This is a genomic window from Paenibacillus piscarius (assembly GCF_022234545.1).
Lineage (GTDB): Bacteria > Bacillota > Bacilli > Paenibacillales > Paenibacillaceae > Paenibacillus_AQ > Paenibacillus_AQ piscarius.
The window spans coordinates 1-21,798 of the sequence record NZ_JAIEUI010000001.1; the positions used below are offsets into that span (position 1 = coordinate 1).

Consider the following 21,798-nt stretch of genomic DNA (forward strand, 5'->3'; position numbering starts at 1 on the left):
GCCAGACGCTGGGACGCGCCATGGAGCAGCACTGCGCGCCTGGCAGTGCCCGCCCGGTAATCCGCACGGACAACGGCCCTCAGTTCGTCAGCCACCTGTTTGGCGACATGTGTGAAAGCTGGGAGATGACCCATGAACGCATTCCGCCTCGAACGCCGGATTTAAACGCGTTTATTGAATCGTTCCACAGCAATATCGACCGGGATTTGTTCCGCAAAGAGGCCTTCGACACGTTCGAAGAGGCTTATGAAGCGGTGGACCGGTACATGGACTTTTACAACAACCGCAGAATGCATACGAGTCTACGCAACATGCCGCCAGCTACCTTTGCGGAGTGGGTGCTGACTCTAGAAGACCGCTCCCGCTTCTTCTGGCCGAGAGAAAAAGCGAAATAAAGAGCAAGGTTACGGCAAGTACCGATTGTATACGGAGGACTCCGGGATAAGGGGGTCGCACCGAATGTATGTGGAAAACAACATACAATGTGCAGTTACGAGGGTGAGCGGGGCGAATGTATGTGGAAAACAACATACAATGTGCAGCTGCGAGGGTGGGCAGGTAAATTGTAACTCTATATTACTACCTTTATCTTGCATTCGTTGCCCAAAAGTGGGACACTAATTTTAGGTACAAATTAACGCGGCAAAGAATGCCCCGCTCCCTTCCATTGAGAAGGAGGCGGGGTTTTGTGCGTTCTGAGATTAATTTCAATGCTAAGTGGGGGGACTGACATGGGCTTTGCTGGAGAGCATGAACAATGGTTAAGCAATCATCTCAAACGAAGAAAGGGGGAGCGGCTAGATGCGCTGAAGCGGGGGCATGGCTACGGGAACCGCTTATTCGTCGAAAGCGTATGGTGGCCGCTTGCCGGACATTTTCACGGACTGCATCCAGAATACGAAGTAAAGGACTGGCGCGGCAGATCCTATTTTGTCGATTTACTATGGAAGGTTGGATCATCGCGCATTGCGTTTGAGATTATGGATTATGGGTCGCATGGCACGGACCGGAGCAAATACCGGATGGACCTGAATCGGGGTCTATTCCTGCAATCACAAGATTGCATGGTGCTCTACATCTCTCTAGACGAGATGAAAGATAATCCGTCTTTTATCCTATCCGCATTACGGAACCTTTTGTTTCCTTATTTGTCGGCCGAACCTGCAAATCTGAGTACAGAAAAAGCTTATTCCAGAATTGAACGGGATTTAATGCGGTTAGCTATCCGTTACAATCGTGTTCTTCGTCCGGGGAATGCTGCGAGAGAGCTTGAACTCCAAACCGCGACAGTCATTAAGTACAGCCGTATATTGGTGGATAAAGGTAAATTCCGCCCTGTAGCTCGTGGAGTATCTAAACGGATTAATTACTATGAGTATATAGGTTCGCTGCAAAGTCCCGATCTGATTTAAGGTCAGTTTCCACCAGCGTGGAGCGAATGTATGCCGAAAACAACATACAATGTGCAGCTGCGAGGGGAGCGGGGAGAATGTATGTGGAAAACAACATACAATATGCAATTGCAGGGGTGAACAGGGAGAATGTATGTGGAAAACAACATACAATGTGCAGCTGCGAGGGTGAGCGGGGCGAATGTATGTGGAAAACAACATACAATGTGCAGCTGCGGGGGTGAGCGGGCCAAATGTATGCCGTATCTGCGGGGCGTGCGGATCAACTGTGTGCAAAATGGATGCAGCCTCAGCAGCTTATTGCAAACAAAAAGCCTTAAGTCCACAGCACAGAGTGCTTCGTGTGACTTAAGGCTTCTTACGATAGTTACTTTAAGTTTAGCAGACGCCGGGAGGGTGAGGATGATCACCGGAATAGGTCCACAGTTGTTCCAGCTAACCCTTTAACCAGCTAACCTGCTTAACCCTCGCCGCTCGTCCTACTTCCGCGGAGGCAGCGGGCCCAGGTACTGATAGTACTGGCATTCGATCCGGCCGTTGTAGAGCTTGCGGCGCTTGTCCGCCTTGCGGCCGTAGTATTGCTCGAATTCTTTGTACGGACTGATGGCGAAGAAGGACCAGGTTGGCAGGTAGAGCATCATCTCGCCGAATTGGCGGGTCAGCTTCTCCACTTCCTTGTCATTGCTGATGCGCTCGCCGTAAGGCGGATTAGTAATGATGCAGCCGTATTCGCCTTCCGGCCGGGCCTTGGCAGCGGCCATGTGCTTGAAGGTGATCTCGCCGGACAGTCCGGCGCTCTTCGCCGCCGCTTCCGCGATCTCAATCGCCGCCGGATCGATATCCGTTCCGGTCAGCTGCAACGGGTAATCATCGCGCACGGCGTCGAAGGCTTCCTCGCGGGCTTCCTCCCACAGACGCTGGGGAATCTCCGGCCAGTGCTCGGACGGGAAGGAGCGGCGCAGACCCGGCGCGATATTCCAGGCAATCATAGCAGCCTCGATCAGAATCGTGCCCGACCCGCAGCACGGATCGAACAGTGGGCGTTGGCCGTTCCAGCGGCTGAGCTGGATCAGCGCCGCCGCCATCGTCTCCTTCAGCGGCGCTTCGGTGGCGTGGCGGCGGTAGCCGCGCTTGTGCAGCGCCGGGCCGGTCGTATCCAGTGTGATCAGCGCGATATCATTCAGCAGAATGACTTCAATGACATACCGGGGTCCGTTCTCCGGGAACCATTCGGTACGGTACGACTGCTTCAGCTTCTCGACAATCGCTTTCTTGACAATGCCCTGGCAGGCCGGGACGCTGGTTAATTGTGATTTGTGCGAGCGGCCCTCAACCGGGAATTCGCCGTTCTCCGGAATCCAGTCCTCCCAGCTGATGGCTTTGACGCCTTCAAACAGCTCATCGAAGGTCTTGGCCGGGAACTGGCCCATCTTGACCAGGACCCGGTCCGAGGTGCGCAGCCATAGATTGCAACGGCAGATATCGATATAATCCCCGCTGAACAGGACTCTTCCGTTCTCAATGGTGGTCTCATAACCCAGCCCGTTTAATTCTCTGGCGACTACAGCCTCCAGCCCCATAGGGGCGGTGGCGATCAATTGCAATTTACCCAAATGCGCTCAACTCCGTTTAACTTGTGGTTACAACCTTATAGCCAGTACAATGGGAGAAGCCTGTTCCCGCCATGCACCGCTGAATCGTTGGAATGTTCAGTTCTCAGTATAGGGGAATGCAGGGCTCTGCACAATGCCCGTCCGCAAGACACACGATGATATCTGAAGGAGAATCAAGAATGCAGAACCAGGAAGACTACAGCGAACAGCTATATATGGAAGATGAATTATTATTACAGGTAAAAGCCGCTATCACCGAGGGCGGAATGCCTGAGGTGTCGATTGCCCCGGGCTACGGCAGGCTGCTGACGATGCTGGTGACCCTCTCCCGCTCGGCCCGCCTGCTGGAGATCGGAGCCCTTGGCGGGTATAGCGGAATCTGCCTGTGCCGGGGCTTGACGCAGGAGGGCAGCCTCACTTCGCTGGAGCTACGCGCCGAATATGCAGCATTGGCAGAGCGGCATCTGCAGCAGGCCGGCTTCGGTGACCGGGTGGAATACAAGATTGGCCCCGCGCTGGACAGCCTGAAGCTGCTGGAAGCACAGGGCCAAAGGTATGATTTCTTCTTCATCGACGCCGACAAGGAGAACTATCCGAATTATCTGGACTATGCGATCCGGCTGGCTTCGCCGGGAGCAATCATTGCCGGGGATAACATCTTCCTGCGCGGCCGTACCCTGAATCCGGAGAAAAACGGTCCGGCAGTCCAGGCGATGCGCCGCTTCAATGAGTTGATCGCAAGCGACCCCCGCCTGACCAGCACCCTGCTGCCTGCCTACGACGGTCTGGCGCTGGCGATGGTGAAATAGCATTGCCCGCATTTGCACCCGCACTCGCCCGTTAACGGAAGAGCCGGGGCTCGGTCTTCTTAAATAATTTGACCCGCACCCAGACTGTGTTGATCAGCAGGAAGGCTCCGGAGATAATGAACAGTCCTTCGATTCCGATATACCCGGAGAGGAATCCCCCGATCAGAGCGCCAAGCATATTGCCGAGCGCAAGCGTGCTGCTGTTGAAGCCGAAGGCCCGGCTCTCCTTGCCGTCCGGCGTATAAGAACGGATCAGGGCGTTGACGCTGGGCAGCAGGCCGCCCATGAAGACGCCCATCATGAAGCGGACCAGGATCAGCTGCCAGACGCTGGTGACGAAGGCCTGGGGAATCAGGAACAGCGCAGCACCGATTAGCGCATAGGTCAAAATCCGGTGCGCCCCGACCTTATCGCTGAGCTTGCCGAGCAGCGGCGAGGCCAGCATATTCGACATACCGGTCACGGCGCTGACCATTCCGGCCCAGAAGGCCAGGTCTACTGTTGTGCCGTGCAACTTTTCTACATAGAGCGGCAGCAGCGACATGGGGCTGACCATGGCGAACTGCAGCAGGAAGGTCACACCGAACAAGGCGGGAAGCTGCGGCACCTTCGCCAGCTCCTTGAGGCCTTCAAGCACGGATACCTGGGGTACCTGTGCTGCCTCTACCCGGTCGAATTTCTCTTTGACCAGGAATAAGGCCAGCAGGGAGGCAAGGAACAGAAGCGCGCCGACTACATAGAAAATAGGACGGAAACCGATCCAGTCCGCCAGTAAGCCGCCCAGGAGCGGCCCGAGAATCGTTCCGGCTACCGCGCCGGACTGCATCAGGCCCATTGCGAAGCCCATCTTCGGTTTCGGGGTGGTGCCCGAGACCAGTGCGACAGAGGCGGGATTGAAGCCGGAGATGGTTCCGTTCAGTAGCCGGAGCAGCAGGAGCTGCATCGGGGACTGCGCGAAGCCCATCAGCACAATAACGACCGCCATGCCGAAGCTGGAGCGCAGCAGCATAATTTTGCGTCCGTATTTGTCGGCCAGCTTGCCCCACAGCGGCTGAAAGATAAACGAGGTCAGGAAATTAGCGGCAAAAATGAGTCCGGCCCACATCCCGATGGCGCGGTCGCCGGTCACGCCAAGATCCTTTGCGAGATAGAGGGACAGGAACGGGGTAATCATAGTCATCCCGGCATTTACCAGGAATTGGCCAAACCAAAGCACCATGAGGTTGATTTTCCAGGTCTCCCAGTTTTTCAAAGTGCTTTCACTTCCTTTCTGAAATTTCTTGCAACATCATTCACGAAAAGTCGACATTATATCAGTATATCATAGTTTTTCATTGGGTTAATACAACACTTGTCATAGTTATGTCATTGGATTGTCATTCCCTGAGGGGGCGGGGAGTTGTTAGCCGCTTTCAAAAGGGGCATAATAATGATATGTGTTTAATCACAGCATTCTATTAAATCTAATGGAGATCTTATCATGACCTACAACGACACTTTTATCCGTGCCTGCAGACGTCAGGACACGGCGTACACCCCTGTATGGTACATGCGGCAGGCCGGCCGGTATGATCCCGACTACCGTACCATCAAAGAGAAATACTCGCTGCTGGAAATTTGCCGACAGCCGGAGCTTGCTGCCGAAGTAACCCTGATGCCTGTGCGCAAGCTGGGCGTGGATGCGGCGATTTTGTATTCTGATATTATGAATCCGGTGGCTTCACTGGGCGTAGAGTTCGACATCGTGAAGAACATCGGGCCGGTGATCGAGAATCCGATCCGTTCCGCTAGGGATGTAGACCTGCTGAAGCCCATTGATGTGGAGGGCGACCTGAGCCACATTCTGGAGACCATCGCCATCCTGGACAAGGAGCTGGACGTTCCGCTGATCACTTTTGCCGGAGCCCCGTTCACGATTGCCAGCTATCTGATTGAAGGCCGTCCGTCCAAGAACTATCACCGCACCAAAGAGATGATGTTCAGCCAGCCGCAGGTGTGGGAGAAGCTGATGGACAAGCTGGGCGATATGGTGATTGCCTATTTGCGCGCCCATGTCCGCAGCGGAGGCAAGGCCTTCCAATTATTCGACAGCTGGGTCGGTGCACTCGCGCCGCGTGATTTCGAGCAGTATGTGCTGCCGACAATTACCCGGATTTTCGCCGAGCTGGCTGATCTGGACGTTCCGAAGATTTATTTCCCGGGGGTCAGCTCCGGGGAGCTGCTCCCCTGCCTGACCAGGCTGCAGGCCGATGTCATCGGGCTGGACTGGCGGGTAAGCATCACCGAAGGCCGGCGCAGAACCGGCGGCAGCTTTGCGGTCCAGGGCAATCTGGACCCTTATCTTCTGACTGCACCGGCGGATGTACTGCAGGCACGGGCCAAGGAGATTATCGATGAGGGCATTCAGCAGCCGGGGTATATTTTCAATCTGGGCCATGGATTATTCCCGGAGGCTTCATTGGATACGTTAAAGGAATTAACCGATTATGTGCATGAATATTCAGCAGCCGCCATCAAACAGGCCACAGCGCCGCTGACTTAGTCCAAACAGTGAAAAGGGGGATGGAAACGTGACCACCAAAATCGGAGTACTTGTGATGTCGTACGGCACGCCTGAGAGTCTTGAGGATATCGAGGCTTATTATACGCATATCCGGCGGGGACATGCGCCCTCACCGGAGCAGCTCAAGGAGCTGACGGACCGCTACAAGGCGATTGTCGGCGGGGTGTTCCCGCTGAGAGAGAATACAGACCGGCAAGTGGAAGCTCTGCAGGCCAAGCTGAACAGCGGGCAGATCCGCTATGTCTGTTACCAGGGGCTGAAGCATGCCAGACCGTTCATTGAGGATGGGGTGGAGGCGATGGTCCGTGACGGAATTACGCAGGCGGTCGGCATTGTGCTGGCCCCGCATTACTCGGTCATGAGCGTAGGCACCTATATTAAGCGTGCCAAGGAGAAGGCTGAGGCCTGCGGCATCCAAATGGAATTCGTGGAGAGCTATCACCTGCATCCTGAATTGATCGATGTGCTTAGCCGGAGAGTGACAGCCAAGCTTGATGAATTCGAGGAGACAGGTGCTGTGCGCGATGAGGTGCGGGTGCTGTTCAGTGCGCACAGCCTGCCTGAGCGCATTCTGTCTATGGGTGATCCGTACCGGGACCAGCTGCTGGAGACTTCAAAAGCGATTGCCGCTCAGACCGGCGTGGAGTCCTGGCAGTTCACCTGGCAGAGTGCCGGCCGTACGGCGGAGCCGTGGCTCGGTCCCGACATTCTGGATACGCTGCGGGAGCTGGCCGAGAGCCAGGTGAAGTATGTGCTGTCCGCTCCGATCGGCTTCGTCTCCGATCATCTGGAGGTGCTGTACGATCTGGATATTGAAGCCCAGGCGCTGGCCTCAGAGCTGGATATGCGGCTCCTGCGGATTGATTCACTGAACAGTGATCCGGCTTATATGTCGGTGCTCGCCGATGTGGTCCGCAAGAAGGCCCAGGAGCTGAAGGTGAATCAGCCATGACGGGTTCCCCCCGCAGAATAGCCGTGATCGGCGGCGGCCTCAGCGGTCTCACCGCGGCGCACTATGTCCGTAAATTGTACGGTGAAGCCGGCCTTCAGCCTGAGATTACCCTGATCGAGAAGGACAAGGTGCTTGGCGGCAAGATTGAGACGCTGCGCAAGGAAGGCTTCGTTATCGAGAAGGGGCCCGATTCCTTCCTGGCCCGCAAGACAGCGATGAGCGATCTGGCCAGGGAATTGGGACTTGGCGATGAGCTGGTGACAACGAATCCGAATGCCAAGAAAACCTACATTCTGCAGCGCGGCAAGCTCCACCCGATGCCAGCCGGCCTGGTGCTCGGCATTCCTACGGAGCTGAAGCCGTTCCTGCAGAGCGGACTCGTGTCCTTCAGCGGCAAGCTGCGGGCGATGATGGATTTCATGATTCCGCCGCGCCGCAGTAAGGAGGATGAATCGCTTGGTGATCTGATTGAGCGCCGGCTGGGCACTGAAGTGCTGGAGAATATGACGGAGCCGCTGCTTGCCGGTATCTATGCAGGCGATATGCGCAAAATCAGCCTTCAGGCGACCTTTCCGCAGTTCGGTGAAGTTGAGCGCAAATATGGCAGCCTGATCCGCGGAATGACGACAGGCCGGAAGCCGGCGGAGACCCATACGGGGACGAAGAAGAGTGCCTTCTTAACTCTCCGGGGCGGCCTGCAGAGTCTGATAGAGGCTCTGATTGAAGAGCTGCAGGATATCCGCCAGATTACCGGAACAGGAGCGGCATCCATCCGTGTCAGGGAAAAAGTCTCCTCCACCGCTGCCCGCTATGAGATTGAGCTGGAGAACGGGGAGCGGCTGGAGGCGGATGACATCTATATCACCGTTCAGAATTTCGCTGCCGCCGGACTGCTTCGTCCCCATGTCGATGTATTGGCGCTGGACGCGGTGAACTATGTATCCGTGGCTAATGTGGTCATGGCTTTCGACAAGAAGGATATCGATACCGAGTATGACGGTTCAGGCTTCCTGGTCCCGCGTAAGGAGGGGCGCAACATCACCGCCTGCACCTGGACCTCAACGAAGTGGCTGCACACCAGCCCTGAGGATAAGGTCCTTCTGCGCTGCTATGTCGGACGCTCAGGCGATGAGCAGAATGTGGACCTGCCGGATGAAGCGCTGGCCGGCCTGGTGCGCAAAGACCTGAAGGAGATCATGGGAATCGGTGCTGCACCGCTGTTCACCGAGATTACCCGGCTGCGGTCGTCCATGCCGCAATATCCGGTAGGACATCCGGCCCGGATCGCCGCTCTGCGCAGCGAGCTGGCACAGAGGCTGCCCGGGGTCTATGCCTTTGGCGCAGGCTATGACGGCATCGGAATGCCGGACTGCATCAGGCAGGCGAAGCTTACCGTAGAGGCTGCTGCGTCCGCGCTGAAGCAGCAGCCGGAAGCGGCGGCGGCAACGGTATAATCCGAACGGCAAACGGTGAAGCGGAGCAGGAGCGCTTCGCCGTTTTGGTATACCCGGAGGTCATACGGGTACCTTGGAGCCGCACATGACAGATATGCTATAATAGAAACACTTTATGGGTAAAGGAGATTACTTGGACTCATGTATCCGCCGAGATCAGGCAGTAGACAAGGCAAGAAACATAGCAGCAGGCGGCGGCGCAGAAGGGCATGGGCATGGCTTAACGCAGCCTTACTGCTGATGATTACCGCAGCACTCGCCTATTCGTTTATGGATGATAGAGATCAGAAGAACGCGGCTCCTCCGCCCGCAGCGACCGAAGCTCCGCCTTCGCCGGAAGCGGATGCCGGCGCTGTACCAGATGCGGAGCAATCGCCCGGAGCAGAGGCTTCGGAAGCGCCGGAGCCGGCGACACCAGAGCCTGCTCCAGCTGAGACTCCGGCGGCCCAGCCTACACCGGAAGCAACAATGGAAGCCGCTGCTGCTCCGGCTTCAACGGAACAGGCAACAGTAACGCCTGCAGCAGAGGCTACAGCCACACCGGCCGCAGCGGGCAACACCGGCGGACTGGTCTCCGGCTTACCGGAGAACACCACCGGCAAGACGGTGAAGCTGAGCTTCGCCGGAGACATTATCTTCAGCGGCAAAGCAGGCGCGCTGCTGGAGCAGAAGGGCTATGATTATTCTTACAGCGCACTGGACGGAATGTTCAAGAAGGACGATCTGACGATTGTGAATCTGGAGACTCCGATTACTACACGCGGGGTAGGCGCCAAGAACAAGCAGTTCGTATTCAAGGGCCCGCCTAAGGCACTGGACGCGCTCAAGGCCGCCGGAATCGATGCGGTCAACCTGGCGAACAACCACACGCTCGACCAGGGGGAAGAAGGGCTGCTGGATACCCTGAAGCACCTGAACGACCGGGGCATTCCGCATGTAGGGGCCGGGAAGAACAGCCAGGAGGCATATTCTGCGCAGTATTTTGAGCGTAAGGGAATGAAGATTGCCCTGCTGGGCTTCACCCGGGTGATGCCGGTGATTGAATGGAAGGCCGAAGCGGGTAAGCCGGGTCTGGCCTCGGTGTATGACAGTGCCGAAGCGCTCAAGGCGATTGCCGCAGCGAAGCAGAAGGCTGATCTTGTCGTCGTCGTCGTACATTGGGGACGGGAGCGGATGGAACAATATGACAAGACCCAGCAGGCGCTGGGCCGCAGCTTCATTGATGCCGGAGCCGATCTGGTGATGGGCGGCCATCCGCATGTCCTGCAGGGCATTGAGCCGTACCGAGGCAAATGGATTGCCTACAGCACAGGCAATTTCATTTTCACGCGCGGTTCCGTCCCGGCAACCTGGGAGACTGCGGTATTCCAGGCAGAATGCAGCAAGCAGGGGCAATGCTCGCTGACCCTGAAGCCGATGGATGCTGAGCTGGCCCAGCCGGTGCCGATGAATGAAGCAGACGCTCAGCTCCTGCTGCACCGGATGCAGTCTATCTCTTCAGGCCTGGTCCGGGTCCGCAATGACGGAACGGTTGTTCAAGCTGTGAAATAGCTGAGATGAAGGGATACCGGAGGCCAGAACACCTGAACAGATTCTTTTCTGCCGGAGGTGCTAAGGATGATGAACAATTTGTGTGTCGCCCACCGGGGTTTTTCAGGCAAAGCGCCTGAGAATACACTGGCTGCCGTCCGGATGGCGCTGGCCCTGCCTTATGTAAGCTGGATGGAGATTGATGTCCAGTTGACGAAGGACGGCGTGCCGGTGGTCATCCATGACTTCTCGCTGGACCGTACCACGAACGGGCACGGCAAGGTGAAGAATATGGATTTCGAACACATACGGCGGCTGGATGCGGGGAGCTGGAAAGGGCGTGCTTTTCGCGGAGAGCGGGTGCCTTCCCTGGAAGAGGTCCTCGCCCTGGCCTCGGGCCGGCTGCGGCTGAACATTGAACTGAAGACCAGAGGGGATATGTATCCCGGCCTGGAGAAGGCAGTCATTGATCTTATAAATGCCATGGGGATGCGCGACGATGTGGTGCTCACCTCGTTCGATGACGGGGTCCTGCAGCGGATCAAGGAGCTGGACCCCCGGTTCCGCACAGGACTGATCTACGATTCCAGGTCCGGCGATCCCGCGAGGAAGCTGCATGAGCTGGGCTGTTCCCTGCTATCCATCAGCGCGGGCCGTCTCAGGCCGGTGCTGGCGAAGACGCTGGCGGAGCAGGGTGTGAAGATTATGGCCTGGACGGTGGATAAAGGCAAGGAGATGCGCCGCCTGTCCGCCATGCATTCCGATATTATGATTTGTACGAACCGGCCGGATATCTGGGGCGAACTCTTTTTGAAGGCCTGATTAGACTGACTAATTCATAGGAAGAAAGAGAGCTGAAGATCAATGAGTGGCACTGTCAGAAATGTATATTGTGTGGGCCGCAATTACCGGTTACATGCAGAGGAGCTGGGCAATCAGGTGCCGGCGGAGCCGCTGATCTTCCTGAAGCCGTCCCATGCGGCCGTAGCGCTGGATAAAGCGATTATTCACCTGCCGAAGGATGCCGGTCTGATCCACTATGAAGGGGAGCTGGTACTGCGCATCGCGCGTGACTATGTGCCGGGAATGAGTGTGCAGGAGCTGGTGGATGTCATGGCGCTGGGCCTGGACTTCACGCTCCGTGATGTGCATAATGACCTGCAGCGCAAGGGCCTGCCCTGGACGCCCGCCAAGGGCTTCAAGAATGCGGCTCCGCTGACGCCTTATATCGCTCTGCCGGAGCAGGAGGAGCTGGAGGCGACCGATTTCACCGTCCTTAAGAACGGGGTGGAGGTTCAGCGGGGGAACGTGAAGAACATGATCTTCTCCCTGCAAAAAATCGTCGATTTCATCGCCGCCCGCTACGGGCTCGGCAAGGACGATCTGATCTTCACCGGGACGCCGGCAGGCGTAGGTCCGGTGGCCACCGGCGATTCGTTCGAGCTGTTCTGGGGCGGGAAGCTGCTGGGCACCTGCCTGATCGGTTAGGGCGGTGCTCTCTGGTCTGGAAGTGCTGCAATGGCTGATCGGCGGCTGCGGCGCGCTGCTGGTGGCGGGAGCTGCGTATTGGAAGCAGTCGCTCAGCCTCTCCGGGATGCTGGCCGCTGTCTTGATGGGTACGATCTACTTCGGGGCGGGGAATCTGTTCTGGTTCGGCATCCTGCTGGTGTTCTTCATCTCATCCTCCTTATTGTCGAAGCTCCACCATGAGAATAAGGCAGAGCTGGAGGCAACCTATGACAAAACCGGACGCCGGGACGCCGGCCAGGTCTTCGCCAACGGCGGGCTTGGGATGCTGATGGTCCTGCTGAATGCGGTGTACCCGCTGGAAATGTGGAGCTTCCTGTTCATCGGGGTCATGGCGACCGTGACCTCGGACACGTGGGCGACAGAGATCGGGACGCTGGCCAAGCGCCCGCCCCGGTCAGTCCTGACCGGGAAGGTACTGCAGGCGGGTACCTCCGGCGGTGTATCTCTCCCGGGCACACTTGCAGCAGCGGCAGGAGGCGCGCTGATCGGTGCAGCCTCCTGGGGGCTGCGGCTGGGCACAGGCATGGCCTCCCATCCGCTGGTCCTGCTCGTTTCCGCCGGACTGCTGGGCGGGCTGGCGGGAGCTTTTGCCGACTCGGTTCTCGGGGCCACGGTTCAGCGGATGAACCGCTGTACGGTCTGCGGCCGCGAGGTTGAGGCTTCCTCTCACTGCGGCAAGCCTACGGTATTCGCCAGAGGCTGGCGCTGGATGGACAATGATGCGGTGAATGCGGTAAGTTCTATAACAGGCGGCGCTGTGGCTCTGCTGGTGAGTTACATAGGATAAAGTCAGAGCGGATTGCTTCCGCCTGCGTTATAATATGGGGTACATTGTTAATTATTTGCGGGGAGGTGAACCGTTGAGCAGCGCATCTATAGACAAACATGAAGCGATTCTGGATGCCGCCTATGACCTTTTCGGATCGGGCGGTTTCTATGAAACGAAGATGTCCGAAGTAGCAGAAGGTGCCGGCATTGCCAAGGGGACGGTCTATTTATATTTCAAAAGCAAGGAAGAGCTCTTCATGGCCGTCACCCGCCGTGATTGTGAAGGCTTCCTGGAGCAGCTTGCACAGAAGCTGGCCACCTGCTCCGCTTTGACCGAGAAGCTCTCCGTCATTGCCCGGCATCATCTGTTCTATTATTATGAACGCAAGCAGCATACGAAGCTGTTCTTCCGTGCACCCAACAATAATCCGGAGCTGGTAGCCTATATGGCCGAGTTCATGGAAGCCTACATGCAGGCAGTGGTGAAGGTGCTGCTGGAGGGCGGAGCGACCGAGCCGGAGCTGATGGCACAGTCCTACATCGGGATACTGGACCGCCTGAAGATGGATATCCTGTTCAACCCCGAGTTTGCGGAGGAGGATGCGGATAAGCGGGCGAAGTTCGCAGCCCGGCTCTTCATGACCGGGGCCCTGGACAGCCTTCATCCGGAGCCGGACGGCCTTTCGTTCGAACCCTGAGACAACACAGCCCATCCGGCTGTGAAATATATGGCAAGCGAGGACAACTGATGAATATTATGACGGTGGAACATCTCTCCAAAAGCTACGGGGAGAAGACCCTGTTCCAAGATGCCTCCTTCGGCATGGATGACAGGGATAAGATTGGTGTAATCGGGGTCAACGGGACAGGCAAATCAACCTTCCTGAAGATTATCGCGGGGATCGAGACCGCTGACGCAGGGCAGATTGCCATCGGCAACGATGTGCGGGTGCAGTATCTGGCGCAGAATCCGCCTTATGAACCTGATAATACCGTATTGCAGCAGGTGTTCGCCGGAGACGACCCCGGACTTGCCGCGATGCGCGAGTATATGGAGATTCTGTCGCTGCTGGAGCAACATCCGGGGGATGCGGAGCTGGAGCGCCGGATGGTTACAATCGGCCATGCCATTGACGCCGCAGGCGCCTGGCAGCTGGAGAGTGAAGCGAAGACGGTGCTGACGAAGCTGGGCATTACCCGGTTCGATGCGAAGATGGAGAGCCTCTCCGGCGGACAGCGTAAGCGTGTAGCCCTGGCGGCCGCGCTGATTACGCCGTCAGAGCTGCTGATCCTGGATGAGCCTACGAACCATATTGATACAGATTCCGTAGCCTGGCTGGAGCAGTATCTGCAGAAGCGGCGCGGGGCGCTGCTGATGGTTACGCATGACCGGTATTTCCTGGAACGGGTAGCCGGTGTCATGCTGGAGCTGGACGGCGGGAATCTGTACCGTTATGAAGCCAACTATTCCCGCTTCCTGGAGCTGAAGGCCGACCGTGAAGAACGTGAGGCCTCGGAGGAGCAGAAGCGCAAGAACCTGCTGCGCACCGAGCTGGCCTGGATTCGCCGCGGGGCGAAGGCCCGTTCGACCAAGCAGAAGGCGCGGATCGACCGCTTCGAGAAGCTGAAGGCAAGCACGGGCGGAACTTCGTCCTCCTCGCTGGATATCTCTGCGGCCTCCACCAGACTGGGCCGCAAAATCATCGAGATCCACAATCTTACGAAATCTATGGACGGCCGGACCTTAATCAAGGACCTGTCTTATATTGCCGTGCCGCAGGACCGGGTAGGGATTGTCGGCAAGAACGGCAGCGGCAAGTCGACGCTCCTGAACCTGATTGCAGGCAAGCTTACGCCTGACAGCGGCCAGGTGGAGCTGGGCACGACCGTCAAGCTCGGCTACTTCACCCAGGAGCATCAGGATATGGATCCCAGCCTGCGGGCGATTGAATATGTGAAGGAAGAGGCGGAGATCATCCGGACGGCGGATGGCAGTGTCATTACTGCGGCGCAAATGCTTGAGCGCTTCCTGTTCCCGCCGGCGATGCAGTGGACGCCTATCTCTAAGCTCTCCGGCGGGGAGAAAAGACGCCTGTACCTGCTGCGTGTCCTCATGGGAGCACCGAATGTGCTGCTGCTGGACGAGCCGACGAATGATCTGGACATCGGCACGCTAGCTGTGCTGGAGGATTATCTGGACGAATTCCCCGGGGTTGTCTTCACCGTATCCCATGACCGCTACTTCCTGGACCGGACGGTGGATAAGCTGATTGCCTTCGAGGATGGGAGGATCCGGCTCCATGTCGGGGACTATACGGAGTATGAAGAGTGGCTGGCGAAGAACGTACAGCCGGCCGTGAACGGGAACTCCGGTAAGGCAGACAGCGGCTCTGGACGCACCGGTTCCGGTACTGCTGAAGGCGGGCAGGCGCCTGCAGCGGCTCCGCCGCGCGAGAAGCTGAAGTTCACCTTCAAGGAACAGCGCGAATATGAAGGAATCGACGAGGCGATTGAACAGGCGGAGCAGCATCTTGCTGACATCTCGTCACAGATGGAAGCGGCCTTTGCAGACTCTGGAAGGCTGCAGGAGCTGGTGGAGAAGCAGCGGCAGGGAGAGGCAGAGCTGGAACGGCTGATGGAGCGCTGGACCTATCTGAACGAGCTGGCGGAGAAGATCGCCGGGAAGTAGCAGCAAGAGCGAGAGAGAAGGAGCCGGTGATCAGTGAATCATTCAATAGAAGCTGCTGTGGAGCTGCGGTCCTCAGGACGCGCGGAAGAGGCCAAGACGATGCTGCTTCAGCTGTTGCCTGCAGATGGGGATAATGCGGAGCTGCATTATCAGCTGGCCTGGACACATGACGTGCTGGGCCTGGAGCGCGAGGCGGTGCCCTATTATGAGCAGAGCCTTGCTCTAGGGCTGCCGGATGATGAGCAGACGGCAGGGGCGATGCTGGGCCTGGGCAGTACCTACCGGACGCTGGGGCAGTATGCCGAGTCCCGTGAACTGCTGGAGCAGGGGGTTGTGGAATTCCCGCAGCGTGCGGAATTCAAGGCTTTTCTGGCCATGACCCTGCATAATCTGGGGGAACATGCTGAGGCGATGGAGCTGCTGCTGAAGCTGCTGGCCGAGACCTCCGCTGCTCCCGGCATCCAGGAGTATCATAAGGCGATTCTGTTCTATGCGGATAAGCTTGAGCAGGTATGGTCTTAGCCGAAGAATCAGCGAAAAAAAGTGCTGCACCCGCTCATGTAAATGGCTGGTGCAGCACTTTTTGTTGTATCCATATTGCGGCCAGGCTATGGGCAGCCCTTAGTTCGTGCCTACATAAGCTACCAGCAGCTTGGCTGTGTTCAGCACAGCCTCCTTGTGGGTACGCTCCATGGAGTGGGAGGCATGAACGCCCGGGCCGATCAGCGCGGCACGGATGTTGTTCCCGCCGCGCAGGGCGGCCGAGGCATCGGAGCCGTATTGCGGATAGATGTCCACCGCGAACGGAATCGCCAGCGCATTTGCCAGCTCGATCATCCGGCTGGTCATCGCATAATCATAAGGGCCGGAGGAATCCTTGGCGCAGATCGAGACATCGGTCTCCTTGCAGCTCAGGTCATCACCCATCGCGCCCATATCGACGGCGATCATCTCCTGGATTCCGCCGGGAATCCAGGCAGCGCCGTGTCCGACTTCTTCATAGTTGGAGATGAGCAGGGACAGGTTATGCAGCGGCTTCCAGCCTTCACGGCGGATGCTCTCCAGCAGTCCGAACAAGGCGGCTACGCTGGCTTTGTCATCCAGATGGCGGGATTTGATATATCCGCTTGGCGTGATTACAGGACGGGCATCGAACGAGATGAAGTCGCCGACGGCAATTCCCAGCTTAAGCACATCGTCTTTGGAGGAGACCCGCTCATCAATGCGGATTTCCATATTCTCTTCGGAGCGTTTGAACTCACGCGCATCGGCATAGACATGCACTGAAGGATGGGCGGACAGAATCGTACCGGTATAGGTTAAGCCGCTGCGCGTGTGGATCACGCAGTATTCATTCTCAATACTGTTCATGGTGAACCCGCCTACTGAAGTCAGGCGCAGGGTGCCATTAGGCTTAATGGAGCGTACCATCGCGCCAAGTGTATCCACATGGGCGCTGATGCCGATGGTCCGGGACGGGTCCAGGCCGGGCACGGTAAGGATTGCGCCGCCTTTCTCGTTCCAGCTTAAGGGGATATCCAGCGCCGCCGCTTCTTCGGCTACCAGCGCCATTACCTGGGCGGTGAAGCCGCTGGGACTCGGGGTGTTAAGCAGTTTTTGGAGCAGGGTAAGAATGTATTCTTCATTGGGATGAATCGTAAGCAAGGGGAGTTCCTCCTGTTCGTATTAAGGGTTATAGCCGGGATGATTCCTCCGTAGAGAGAGAATCGCTCTGCAGCGCTGATGTATCCATAACATTACCGGCATCATGGAGCTTGGCAAGTTCTGCCTTCAGGCTCTTGATCTCCTTCTGCAGCTTGTACTGGCGGTAAATCCCGTAAGAGCCGACTACCACGCCGCCAATCAGCGCGCAGCCCAGGATCACCAGAATCAGCGGGATGCTGACCACATCGAAGCCGAAATTGACCGGAACCGGATCAACGTTCATTACTGCGAATATTGCAGTTAACAGGGCAAAGATTAAACCTAATATTAGCGACCACTGAAACTTCATAACCATTCCTCCTCGGTTCGGTGTGACAAATTAAATCCCCTGCCCGGATAGGGCAAGGGATTACTGTTATCCTAAGCGCTCCGGCTTACTTGGTCAACTGCTCCATCTGCTCAATCACATTCTCGAAGACGCTCATCGCTTCACGGATCGGTTCAGGCGAAGACATATCAACACCGGCTTTGGCCAGGATATTGATTGAATAATCACTGCCGCCGCTCTTCAGGAAGCCCAGGTAACGGTCCACCGCCGGCTTGCCCTCCTCCAGAATCTGTTTGGAGAAGCTAGTCGCCGCCGAGAAGCCCGTAGCATATTTGTAGACATAGAAGCTGTTATAGAAGTGCGGAATCCGCGCCCATTCCATCTCAATGTCCTGATCAACCACCATATCCTTGCCGTAATACTTGACGTTCAGGTCGTAATAGATGGCAGAGAGATCCTGAGGTGTCAGCGCCTCGCCGTCTTCGGCACGCTGGTGGATAATCTTCTCGAATTCGGCGAACATCGTCTGCCGGAACACGGTAGTGCGGAACTGGTCAGCGTAATAGGTGAGCAGGTACATTTTCTCCTTAGGGTCCGTAGACTTCTTCAGGAGATAATCCATCAGCAGCGCCTCGTTGGTCGTGGAAGCAACCTCTGCCAGGAAAATAGTATATTGCGCATCCCGGTACTTCAGCGCCGTGTCCGAATAATAGGAATGCAGGGCATGACCCATCTCGTGGGCCAGTGTGAACATGCTGTTCAGATTGTCGTTATGATTCAGCAGCACGTAAGGGTGAGTACCGTAGGCTCCCCAGCTGTAAGCACCGGTGCGTTTGTTCTCGTTCTCATACACATCGATCCAGCCGTTGTCGTATCCTTGCTGTAGAACACTCAGGTAATCTTCGCCCAGCGGTTTAAGGCCTTCCTTGGTAATCTTCTTGGCTTCGTCAAAAGTGATGTCCAGCTTATACTCATCTACAAGCGGAGCGAACAGGTCATACATATGTAGCTCATCCACACCCATCAGCTTCTGGCGCAGCTTCATATAACGGTGCATCAGCGGCAGGCTCTCATGGATGGTATCGATCAGGTTCGTGTAGACTTCCTTCGGAATATTGTCGCCGTACAGGGACATCTCCAGCACGGACGGGTACTTGCGGACACGGGAATAGAATACGTTCTTGTTCACATTCGCACTCAGTGTGGCAGCGATAGTGTTCTTCTGCTTGGCGTAAGTGTCATAGACTGCCTTGAAGGCGTTCTTGCGCACCTCGCGGTCAGGACTTTCGAGGAATTGAATATAACTTCCGTGAGTCAGCTCGACTTCCTTGCCTTCTTCATTCTTGATCTTCGGGAACTTCAGGTCCGCATTGTTCAGCATGCTGAATACCGTCTGCGGGGCCTGGGCCAGCGTACCTACCTGTGCGAGCAGCGCTTCCTCGGCCTTAGACAGGACATGGGCCTTCTCGCGCTTCATCTCGGTCAGTGTGAAGGTATAATCGGACAGGGAAGGGTCGGCGATGAACTGGTCCAGCGTGGCGTCAGGCAGAGCCAGAATCTCAGGTGTTACAAAAGAAAGGGCTTCTCCGGCTTCCACGCCCAGCTTCTTGGCCTTCTGGGAGAGCGCCTGATACTTCGGAGCGGCGGTATCCTCATCTTGGCGCATATGCGCATATACATAGAGACGTTCAGTCAGAAGCGACAGCTTGTCGTCCAGCTCGAAGCACTTCTTGAGGGCATCGGCCGAATCCAGCGTACCCTGGAAGGCGGCAGCGCTGGCGATCAGCTCCTTCACTTCCTTATATTCAGCATCCCACTGCTCCTCTGTGGCAAACATATCTTCAAGCTTCCAGCGGTTCTCGGCGGGCACTTCACTTCTCTTCGGTAATTGTTCCATGGATATCCTCCTCGGTTGTTGGGATGCGGCAGGCCGGATCACGGCCTGCGGAGCTGCCGGCGGCAGAGTCCCCTGCAGCAGGCTTAACGTTAGCAGGAGCGGGAGAGATTTGGCGATAACGGACATAACGGCAGCCTCCTGTATTCATAGGTCCGCTTAGTATGTCCAGCCCATTCCTCTTTATGAAATTGTTGTGCCTATTACCTGCTAGGTCAAGCAAGCAGACTGTAAATAATGAAGACAAAAGCCAGCGCAATCATAATCACTGCGGTCAACGCCAGCGCGCGTTTGAATCGCGGGTGAATTCTGTCCTTGCTCATAATCAGTACAGCGCCCAGACAGAGAACAGCGATTATATAGATAACAAGACTCTCATTATTCATATCTGCCTACACCTGTTTGAAGGCGGCGATAATATTATGGTATTCTTCCTCGTTGTCCTTGTAGGACTCTTTATTGAAACGGTTGTTCACCCACTGCATCATGGCCGGACGGCTCATGAAGGTATGTGTCTCCTCGCCCCACTGATCGGATATTTCACGGAGGATAATGTACCGTCCCTGAACCTCGACCGTCATCATGTTCCACTTGTCTGTTTTGTATATTTCATGTTTTTTGATCATTTTCATTACCACCCTGGCGATTTTTGGCTTTTGGCTCAATGATAACGCACCGGAGAAGGGAAAAGCAAATGAAATCACGAATTCAGGGAAATGATGGATTGCTTTACAGGTATAGATAGAGTATAATGTAGATATTCGCCATATATGGCGGTATTTTTAGGAGGTTGTTCATTTGAAAGGTACAGTAAAATGGTTTAACGCAGAAAAAGGTTATGGTTTCCTTCAAGTAGAAGGCGGCGAAGATGTATTCGTTCACTTCTCAGCTATTCAGGGCGACGGCTTCAAGACATTGGATGAAGGCCAAGCGGTAGAATTCGATGTAACTGAAGGCAATCGCGGTCCACAAGCAGCGAACGTAGTTAAATTATAAGATTCGGCGCAGGCAGAGCTTCTGTCAGCCGCAATATATATATTTGATGCAGCACGCACTGGCATGAGTAGCATCAGGCAACTTAAGCAGCACAGTTCCTTCGGGGGCTGTGTTTTTTTATGGCTGGCGGCGGTGCAGGTGCTGGGGCGGATGTATACAGAAAACGGATGTGGTTGCGGGGAGTTAAACCCGTTGAAGTGATGTATAGCCAGTTGCTGCTTGCCCGGCCGGGTGAAGACCCGGCCTGGAGCAAACATGAGTAACTATAATGAAGTGCTGGATTTCTTCCGCAGCGGCCGGGCGTTTCCGCCTCCGCTATCCAGCAGATGCCGGAGCAGGAAGCCGGCGAATGCGAGGATGGAGAAGCCGGTGGCGACCACATAGAAGACAGCCCGTCCGGCATCCTGGTAGACCAGGCCGCCGAAGGTACCGCTGAGCAGGCCTGCCCCGCTGGACCAGACCACTGTAAAGATTGCCATGCCTGTGGCCCGGAGATGATCAGGGATCATCCGTGTGATGTAGCGCACCGCAGTAACATAATAGATGCCGAAGGAGATGCTGTGCATGGCCTGGATGGCCACTACCATTCCCGGCTCCTGGACAAGCGCCATGAACAGGAAGCGCAGCGTGAACATCAGGCTGGCAAAGGCGAGCAGCGGCAGCTCCTTGAACCTGTCGCCGTATTTGCTGAGCAGGAAGAAGACCGGGATCTCACTGAGCGCGGAGGCCAGCAGTGCCCAGCCTACAATCTCATCCCCCGCGTTCATCCCTTTGAGGCTGATGGTCAGGAAGGCTTCGTTCATCCGGTAGCCGATAGCCAGCAGGAAGACGGAGCCGAAGAACCACAGCACCTCCTTTTGCAGCAGAATCTGTCGTAATCCCGCTCCCTTCAGCGGCGGCTGGTCTGCGTCTGAAGCTTCAGCGTGATCCTGGTTACCGGCCTCAGAGGGTTCGCTGCGTTTTACATCCTTGAGTCCCGCTGTAATAAGCAGTGCGGTGATGACGATTACGATACATATCGCAATGCTATACTCCGGCCCCATCGCTCTGAGCACATAACCGATAGTCAGTGCAAAGAACGAATATCCCAAAGAGCCGAATACACGGATCGCAATGAAGTTCCGGCCGTGCCGCTGGGCGATCCGGATCGCCATCGTATCTGCAAGCGGAAATACAGGGTAATAGAAGAAATAGAAAACGGACAAAATAAGCAGCACGCCGGAAAAACTGGTGGCCTGGTACAGAATAATGGCGGTCACGAGCTGACCCCCGAGCAGCAGAGCAATAATCTTGCGTACCGTACCGAGCCGGTCGCTCATCATGCTCCAGAAGAGATTGGAGAGAATGGATATCAGCGGGCCTACGGAATAGAGCAGACCCATCTGCGGACTGCTGAACCCCAAATGCGCATAGAATAACGGGAAATAAGATACAACCAGCACACTTGTGCCGTACAGCGTAAACATAAAGGACCGCAGCCAGTTCTGGTCACTGTACTGGCCGCTGTTCTGTCCGGTGTTCATGAATTGCACTCCTTCGGATACAGCAATAATTGAATTTTAACCTTTATCAGGCCGAATGGGTAATAGTATAGC

General features: G+C 56.1%; 22 protein-coding genes. 14 read left to right on the top strand and 8 right to left on the bottom strand.

Features of this window, described 5'->3' with window-relative positions; all coding sequences use genetic code 11:
- A partial coding sequence (locus K1558_RS00005; protein ID WP_238649330.1) for an integrase core domain-containing protein occupies window positions 1-395 on the top strand: 395 nt, incomplete at its 5' end.
- A 336-nt stretch (window positions 396-731) separates the two neighbouring features.
- A complete protein-coding gene (locus K1558_RS00010; protein WP_238649331.1) occupies window positions 732-1,412 on the top strand; it encodes a hypothetical protein in 681 nt (226 codons plus the stop codon).
- 479 nt (window positions 1,413-1,891) lie between these two features.
- On the opposite strand, the gene K1558_RS00015 is transcribed toward K1558_RS00010, so the two are convergent.
- Window positions 1,892-3,025 carry a THUMP domain-containing class I SAM-dependent RNA methyltransferase gene (locus tag K1558_RS00015; RefSeq protein ID WP_238649332.1) on the bottom strand — a complete coding sequence of 378 codons (1,134 nt, stop codon included), beginning with the start codon at window positions 3,023-3,025 and terminating at the stop codon, window positions 1,892-1,894.
- 179 nt (window positions 3,026-3,204) lie between these two features.
- On the opposite strand from K1558_RS00015, the gene K1558_RS00020 reads away from it, so the two are divergent.
- The gene (locus tag K1558_RS00020; protein ID WP_238649333.1) at window positions 3,205-3,834 is read left to right on the top strand and encodes an O-methyltransferase; all 630 of its coding nucleotides are present in this window, start codon (window positions 3,205-3,207) and stop codon (window positions 3,832-3,834) included.
- 31 nt (window positions 3,835-3,865) lie between these two features.
- On the opposite strand, the gene K1558_RS00025 is transcribed toward K1558_RS00020, so the two are convergent.
- The gene (locus K1558_RS00025) at window positions 3,866-5,086 is read right to left on the bottom strand and encodes an MFS transporter (protein WP_238649334.1); all 1,221 of its coding nucleotides are present in this window, start codon (window positions 5,084-5,086) and stop codon (window positions 3,866-3,868) included.
- A gap of 228 nt (window positions 5,087-5,314) precedes the next feature.
- Between K1558_RS00025 and hemE the strand changes: the two genes are divergently transcribed.
- The 10 genes from hemE to K1558_RS00075 all read left to right on the top strand — a co-directional run bounded on the left by hemE (window position 5,315) and on the right by K1558_RS00075 (window position 15,842).
- Window positions 5,315-6,376 (top strand): uroporphyrinogen decarboxylase, encoded by a 1,062-nt coding sequence (hemE, locus tag K1558_RS00030; RefSeq protein ID WP_238649335.1) that lies wholly within the window; start codon window positions 5,315-5,317, stop codon window positions 6,374-6,376.
- Window positions 6,377-6,404: 28 nt separating this feature from the next.
- Entirely contained in the window at window positions 6,405-7,349 is a 945-nt protein-coding gene (hemH, locus tag K1558_RS00035; RefSeq protein ID WP_238649336.1) for a ferrochelatase, read from the top strand.
- Window positions 7,346-8,803, top strand: a complete 1,458-nt coding sequence (hemG, locus tag K1558_RS00040; protein ID WP_238649337.1) for a protoporphyrinogen oxidase — start codon at window positions 7,346-7,348, stop codon at window positions 8,801-8,803. The genes hemH and hemG overlap by 4 nt, the downstream gene beginning before the upstream one ends.
- Before the next feature lie 141 nt (window positions 8,804-8,944).
- Window positions 8,945-10,354, top strand: a complete 1,410-nt coding sequence (locus K1558_RS00045) for a CapA family protein (protein ID WP_238649338.1) — start codon at window positions 8,945-8,947, stop codon at window positions 10,352-10,354.
- A 69-nt stretch (window positions 10,355-10,423) separates the two neighbouring features.
- Window positions 10,424-11,155, top strand: a complete 732-nt coding sequence (locus K1558_RS00050; RefSeq protein ID WP_238649977.1) for a glycerophosphodiester phosphodiesterase — start codon at window positions 10,424-10,426, stop codon at window positions 11,153-11,155.
- A 42-nt stretch (window positions 11,156-11,197) separates the two neighbouring features.
- The gene (locus K1558_RS00055) at window positions 11,198-11,821 is read left to right on the top strand and encodes a fumarylacetoacetate hydrolase family protein (protein WP_238649339.1); all 624 of its coding nucleotides are present in this window, start codon (window positions 11,198-11,200) and stop codon (window positions 11,819-11,821) included.
- A gap of 25 nt (window positions 11,822-11,846) precedes the next feature.
- The gene (locus K1558_RS00060; protein ID WP_238649978.1) at window positions 11,847-12,650 is read left to right on the top strand and encodes a DUF92 domain-containing protein; all 804 of its coding nucleotides are present in this window, start codon (window positions 11,847-11,849) and stop codon (window positions 12,648-12,650) included.
- A 73-nt stretch (window positions 12,651-12,723) separates the two neighbouring features.
- A complete protein-coding gene (locus tag K1558_RS00065; RefSeq protein WP_238649340.1) occupies window positions 12,724-13,329 on the top strand; it encodes a TetR/AcrR family transcriptional regulator in 606 nt (201 codons plus the stop codon).
- Window positions 13,330-13,379: 50 nt separating this feature from the next.
- Window positions 13,380-15,320 (top strand): ABC-F family ATP-binding cassette domain-containing protein, encoded by a 1,941-nt coding sequence (locus tag K1558_RS00070; protein WP_238649341.1) that lies wholly within the window; start codon window positions 13,380-13,382, stop codon window positions 15,318-15,320.
- A 33-nt stretch (window positions 15,321-15,353) separates the two neighbouring features.
- Window positions 15,354-15,842 (top strand): tetratricopeptide repeat protein, encoded by a 489-nt coding sequence (locus K1558_RS00075; RefSeq protein WP_238649342.1) that lies wholly within the window; start codon window positions 15,354-15,356, stop codon window positions 15,840-15,842.
- A gap of 99 nt (window positions 15,843-15,941) precedes the next feature.
- Here K1558_RS00075 and K1558_RS00080 read toward each other — a convergent pair whose 3' ends face one another.
- From K1558_RS00080 to K1558_RS00100, 5 genes are all read right to left on the bottom strand, one after another.
- Window positions 15,942-16,985, bottom strand: coding sequence for a M42 family metallopeptidase (locus K1558_RS00080; protein ID WP_238649343.1), 1,044 nt, complete (start codon window positions 16,983-16,985; stop codon window positions 15,942-15,944).
- A gap of 28 nt (window positions 16,986-17,013) precedes the next feature.
- Window positions 17,014-17,334 (bottom strand): LapA family protein, encoded by a 321-nt coding sequence (locus tag K1558_RS00085; protein ID WP_238649344.1) that lies wholly within the window; start codon window positions 17,332-17,334, stop codon window positions 17,014-17,016.
- 85 nt (window positions 17,335-17,419) lie between these two features.
- A complete protein-coding gene (gene pepF, locus K1558_RS00090) occupies window positions 17,420-19,210 on the bottom strand; it encodes an oligoendopeptidase F (RefSeq protein WP_238649345.1) in 1,791 nt (596 codons plus the stop codon).
- Window positions 19,211-19,422: 212 nt separating this feature from the next.
- Complete coding sequence (locus K1558_RS00095; RefSeq protein WP_238649346.1) at window positions 19,423-19,593, bottom strand: hypothetical protein; 171 nt, start codon at window positions 19,591-19,593, stop codon at window positions 19,423-19,425.
- A gap of 6 nt (window positions 19,594-19,599) precedes the next feature.
- The gene (locus K1558_RS00100; RefSeq protein WP_238649347.1) at window positions 19,600-19,833 is read right to left on the bottom strand and encodes a hypothetical protein; all 234 of its coding nucleotides are present in this window, start codon (window positions 19,831-19,833) and stop codon (window positions 19,600-19,602) included.
- A 172-nt stretch (window positions 19,834-20,005) separates the two neighbouring features.
- Here K1558_RS00100 and K1558_RS00105 point away from each other — a divergent pair, with 172 nt between their 5' ends.
- Window positions 20,006-20,203 (top strand): cold shock domain-containing protein, encoded by a 198-nt coding sequence (locus tag K1558_RS00105; RefSeq protein WP_238649348.1) that lies wholly within the window; start codon window positions 20,006-20,008, stop codon window positions 20,201-20,203.
- A gap of 263 nt (window positions 20,204-20,466) precedes the next feature.
- Here K1558_RS00105 and K1558_RS00110 read toward each other — a convergent pair whose 3' ends face one another.
- A complete protein-coding gene (locus K1558_RS00110) occupies window positions 20,467-21,726 on the bottom strand; it encodes an MFS transporter (RefSeq protein ID WP_238649349.1) in 1,260 nt (419 codons plus the stop codon).
- Between the last annotated feature and the right edge of the window lie 72 nt (window positions 21,727-21,798).

Bases quoted from the DNA above. Each gene is read 5' to 3' on its own strand.
- K1558_RS00050 (WP_238649977.1), top strand. From the start codon at position 10,424: ATGAACAATTTGTGTGTCGCCCACCGGGGTTTTTCAGGCAAAGCGCCT.
- K1558_RS00055 (WP_238649339.1), top strand. From the start codon at position 11,198: ATGAGTGGCACTGTCAGAAATGTATATTGTGTGGGCCGCAATTACCGG.
- K1558_RS00045 (WP_238649338.1), top strand. From the start codon at position 8,945: ATGTATCCGCCGAGATCAGGCAGTAGACAAGGCAAGAAACATAGCAGC.
- K1558_RS00085 (WP_238649344.1), bottom strand. From the start codon at position 17,334: ATGAAGTTTCAGTGGTCGCTAATATTAGGTTTAATCTTTGCCCTGTTA.
- K1558_RS00020 (WP_238649333.1), top strand. From the start codon at position 3,205: ATGCAGAACCAGGAAGACTACAGCGAACAGCTATATATGGAAGATGAA.
- K1558_RS00110 (WP_238649349.1), bottom strand. From the start codon at position 21,726: ATGAACACCGGACAGAACAGCGGCCAGTACAGTGACCAGAACTGGCTG.
- K1558_RS00070 (WP_238649341.1), top strand. From the start codon at position 13,380: ATGAATATTATGACGGTGGAACATCTCTCCAAAAGCTACGGGGAGAAG.
- pepF (WP_238649345.1), bottom strand. From the start codon at position 19,210: ATGGAACAATTACCGAAGAGAAGTGAAGTGCCCGCCGAGAACCGCTGG.
- K1558_RS00100 (WP_238649347.1), bottom strand. From the start codon at position 19,833: ATGATCAAAAAACATGAAATATACAAAACAGACAAGTGGAACATGATG.
- K1558_RS00095 (WP_238649346.1), bottom strand. From the start codon at position 19,593: ATGAATAATGAGAGTCTTGTTATCTATATAATCGCTGTTCTCTGTCTG.
- K1558_RS00010 (WP_238649331.1), top strand. From the start codon at position 732: ATGGGCTTTGCTGGAGAGCATGAACAATGGTTAAGCAATCATCTCAAA.
- hemE (WP_238649335.1), top strand. From the start codon at position 5,315: ATGACCTACAACGACACTTTTATCCGTGCCTGCAGACGTCAGGACACG.
- hemG (WP_238649337.1), top strand. From the start codon at position 7,346: ATGACGGGTTCCCCCCGCAGAATAGCCGTGATCGGCGGCGGCCTCAGC.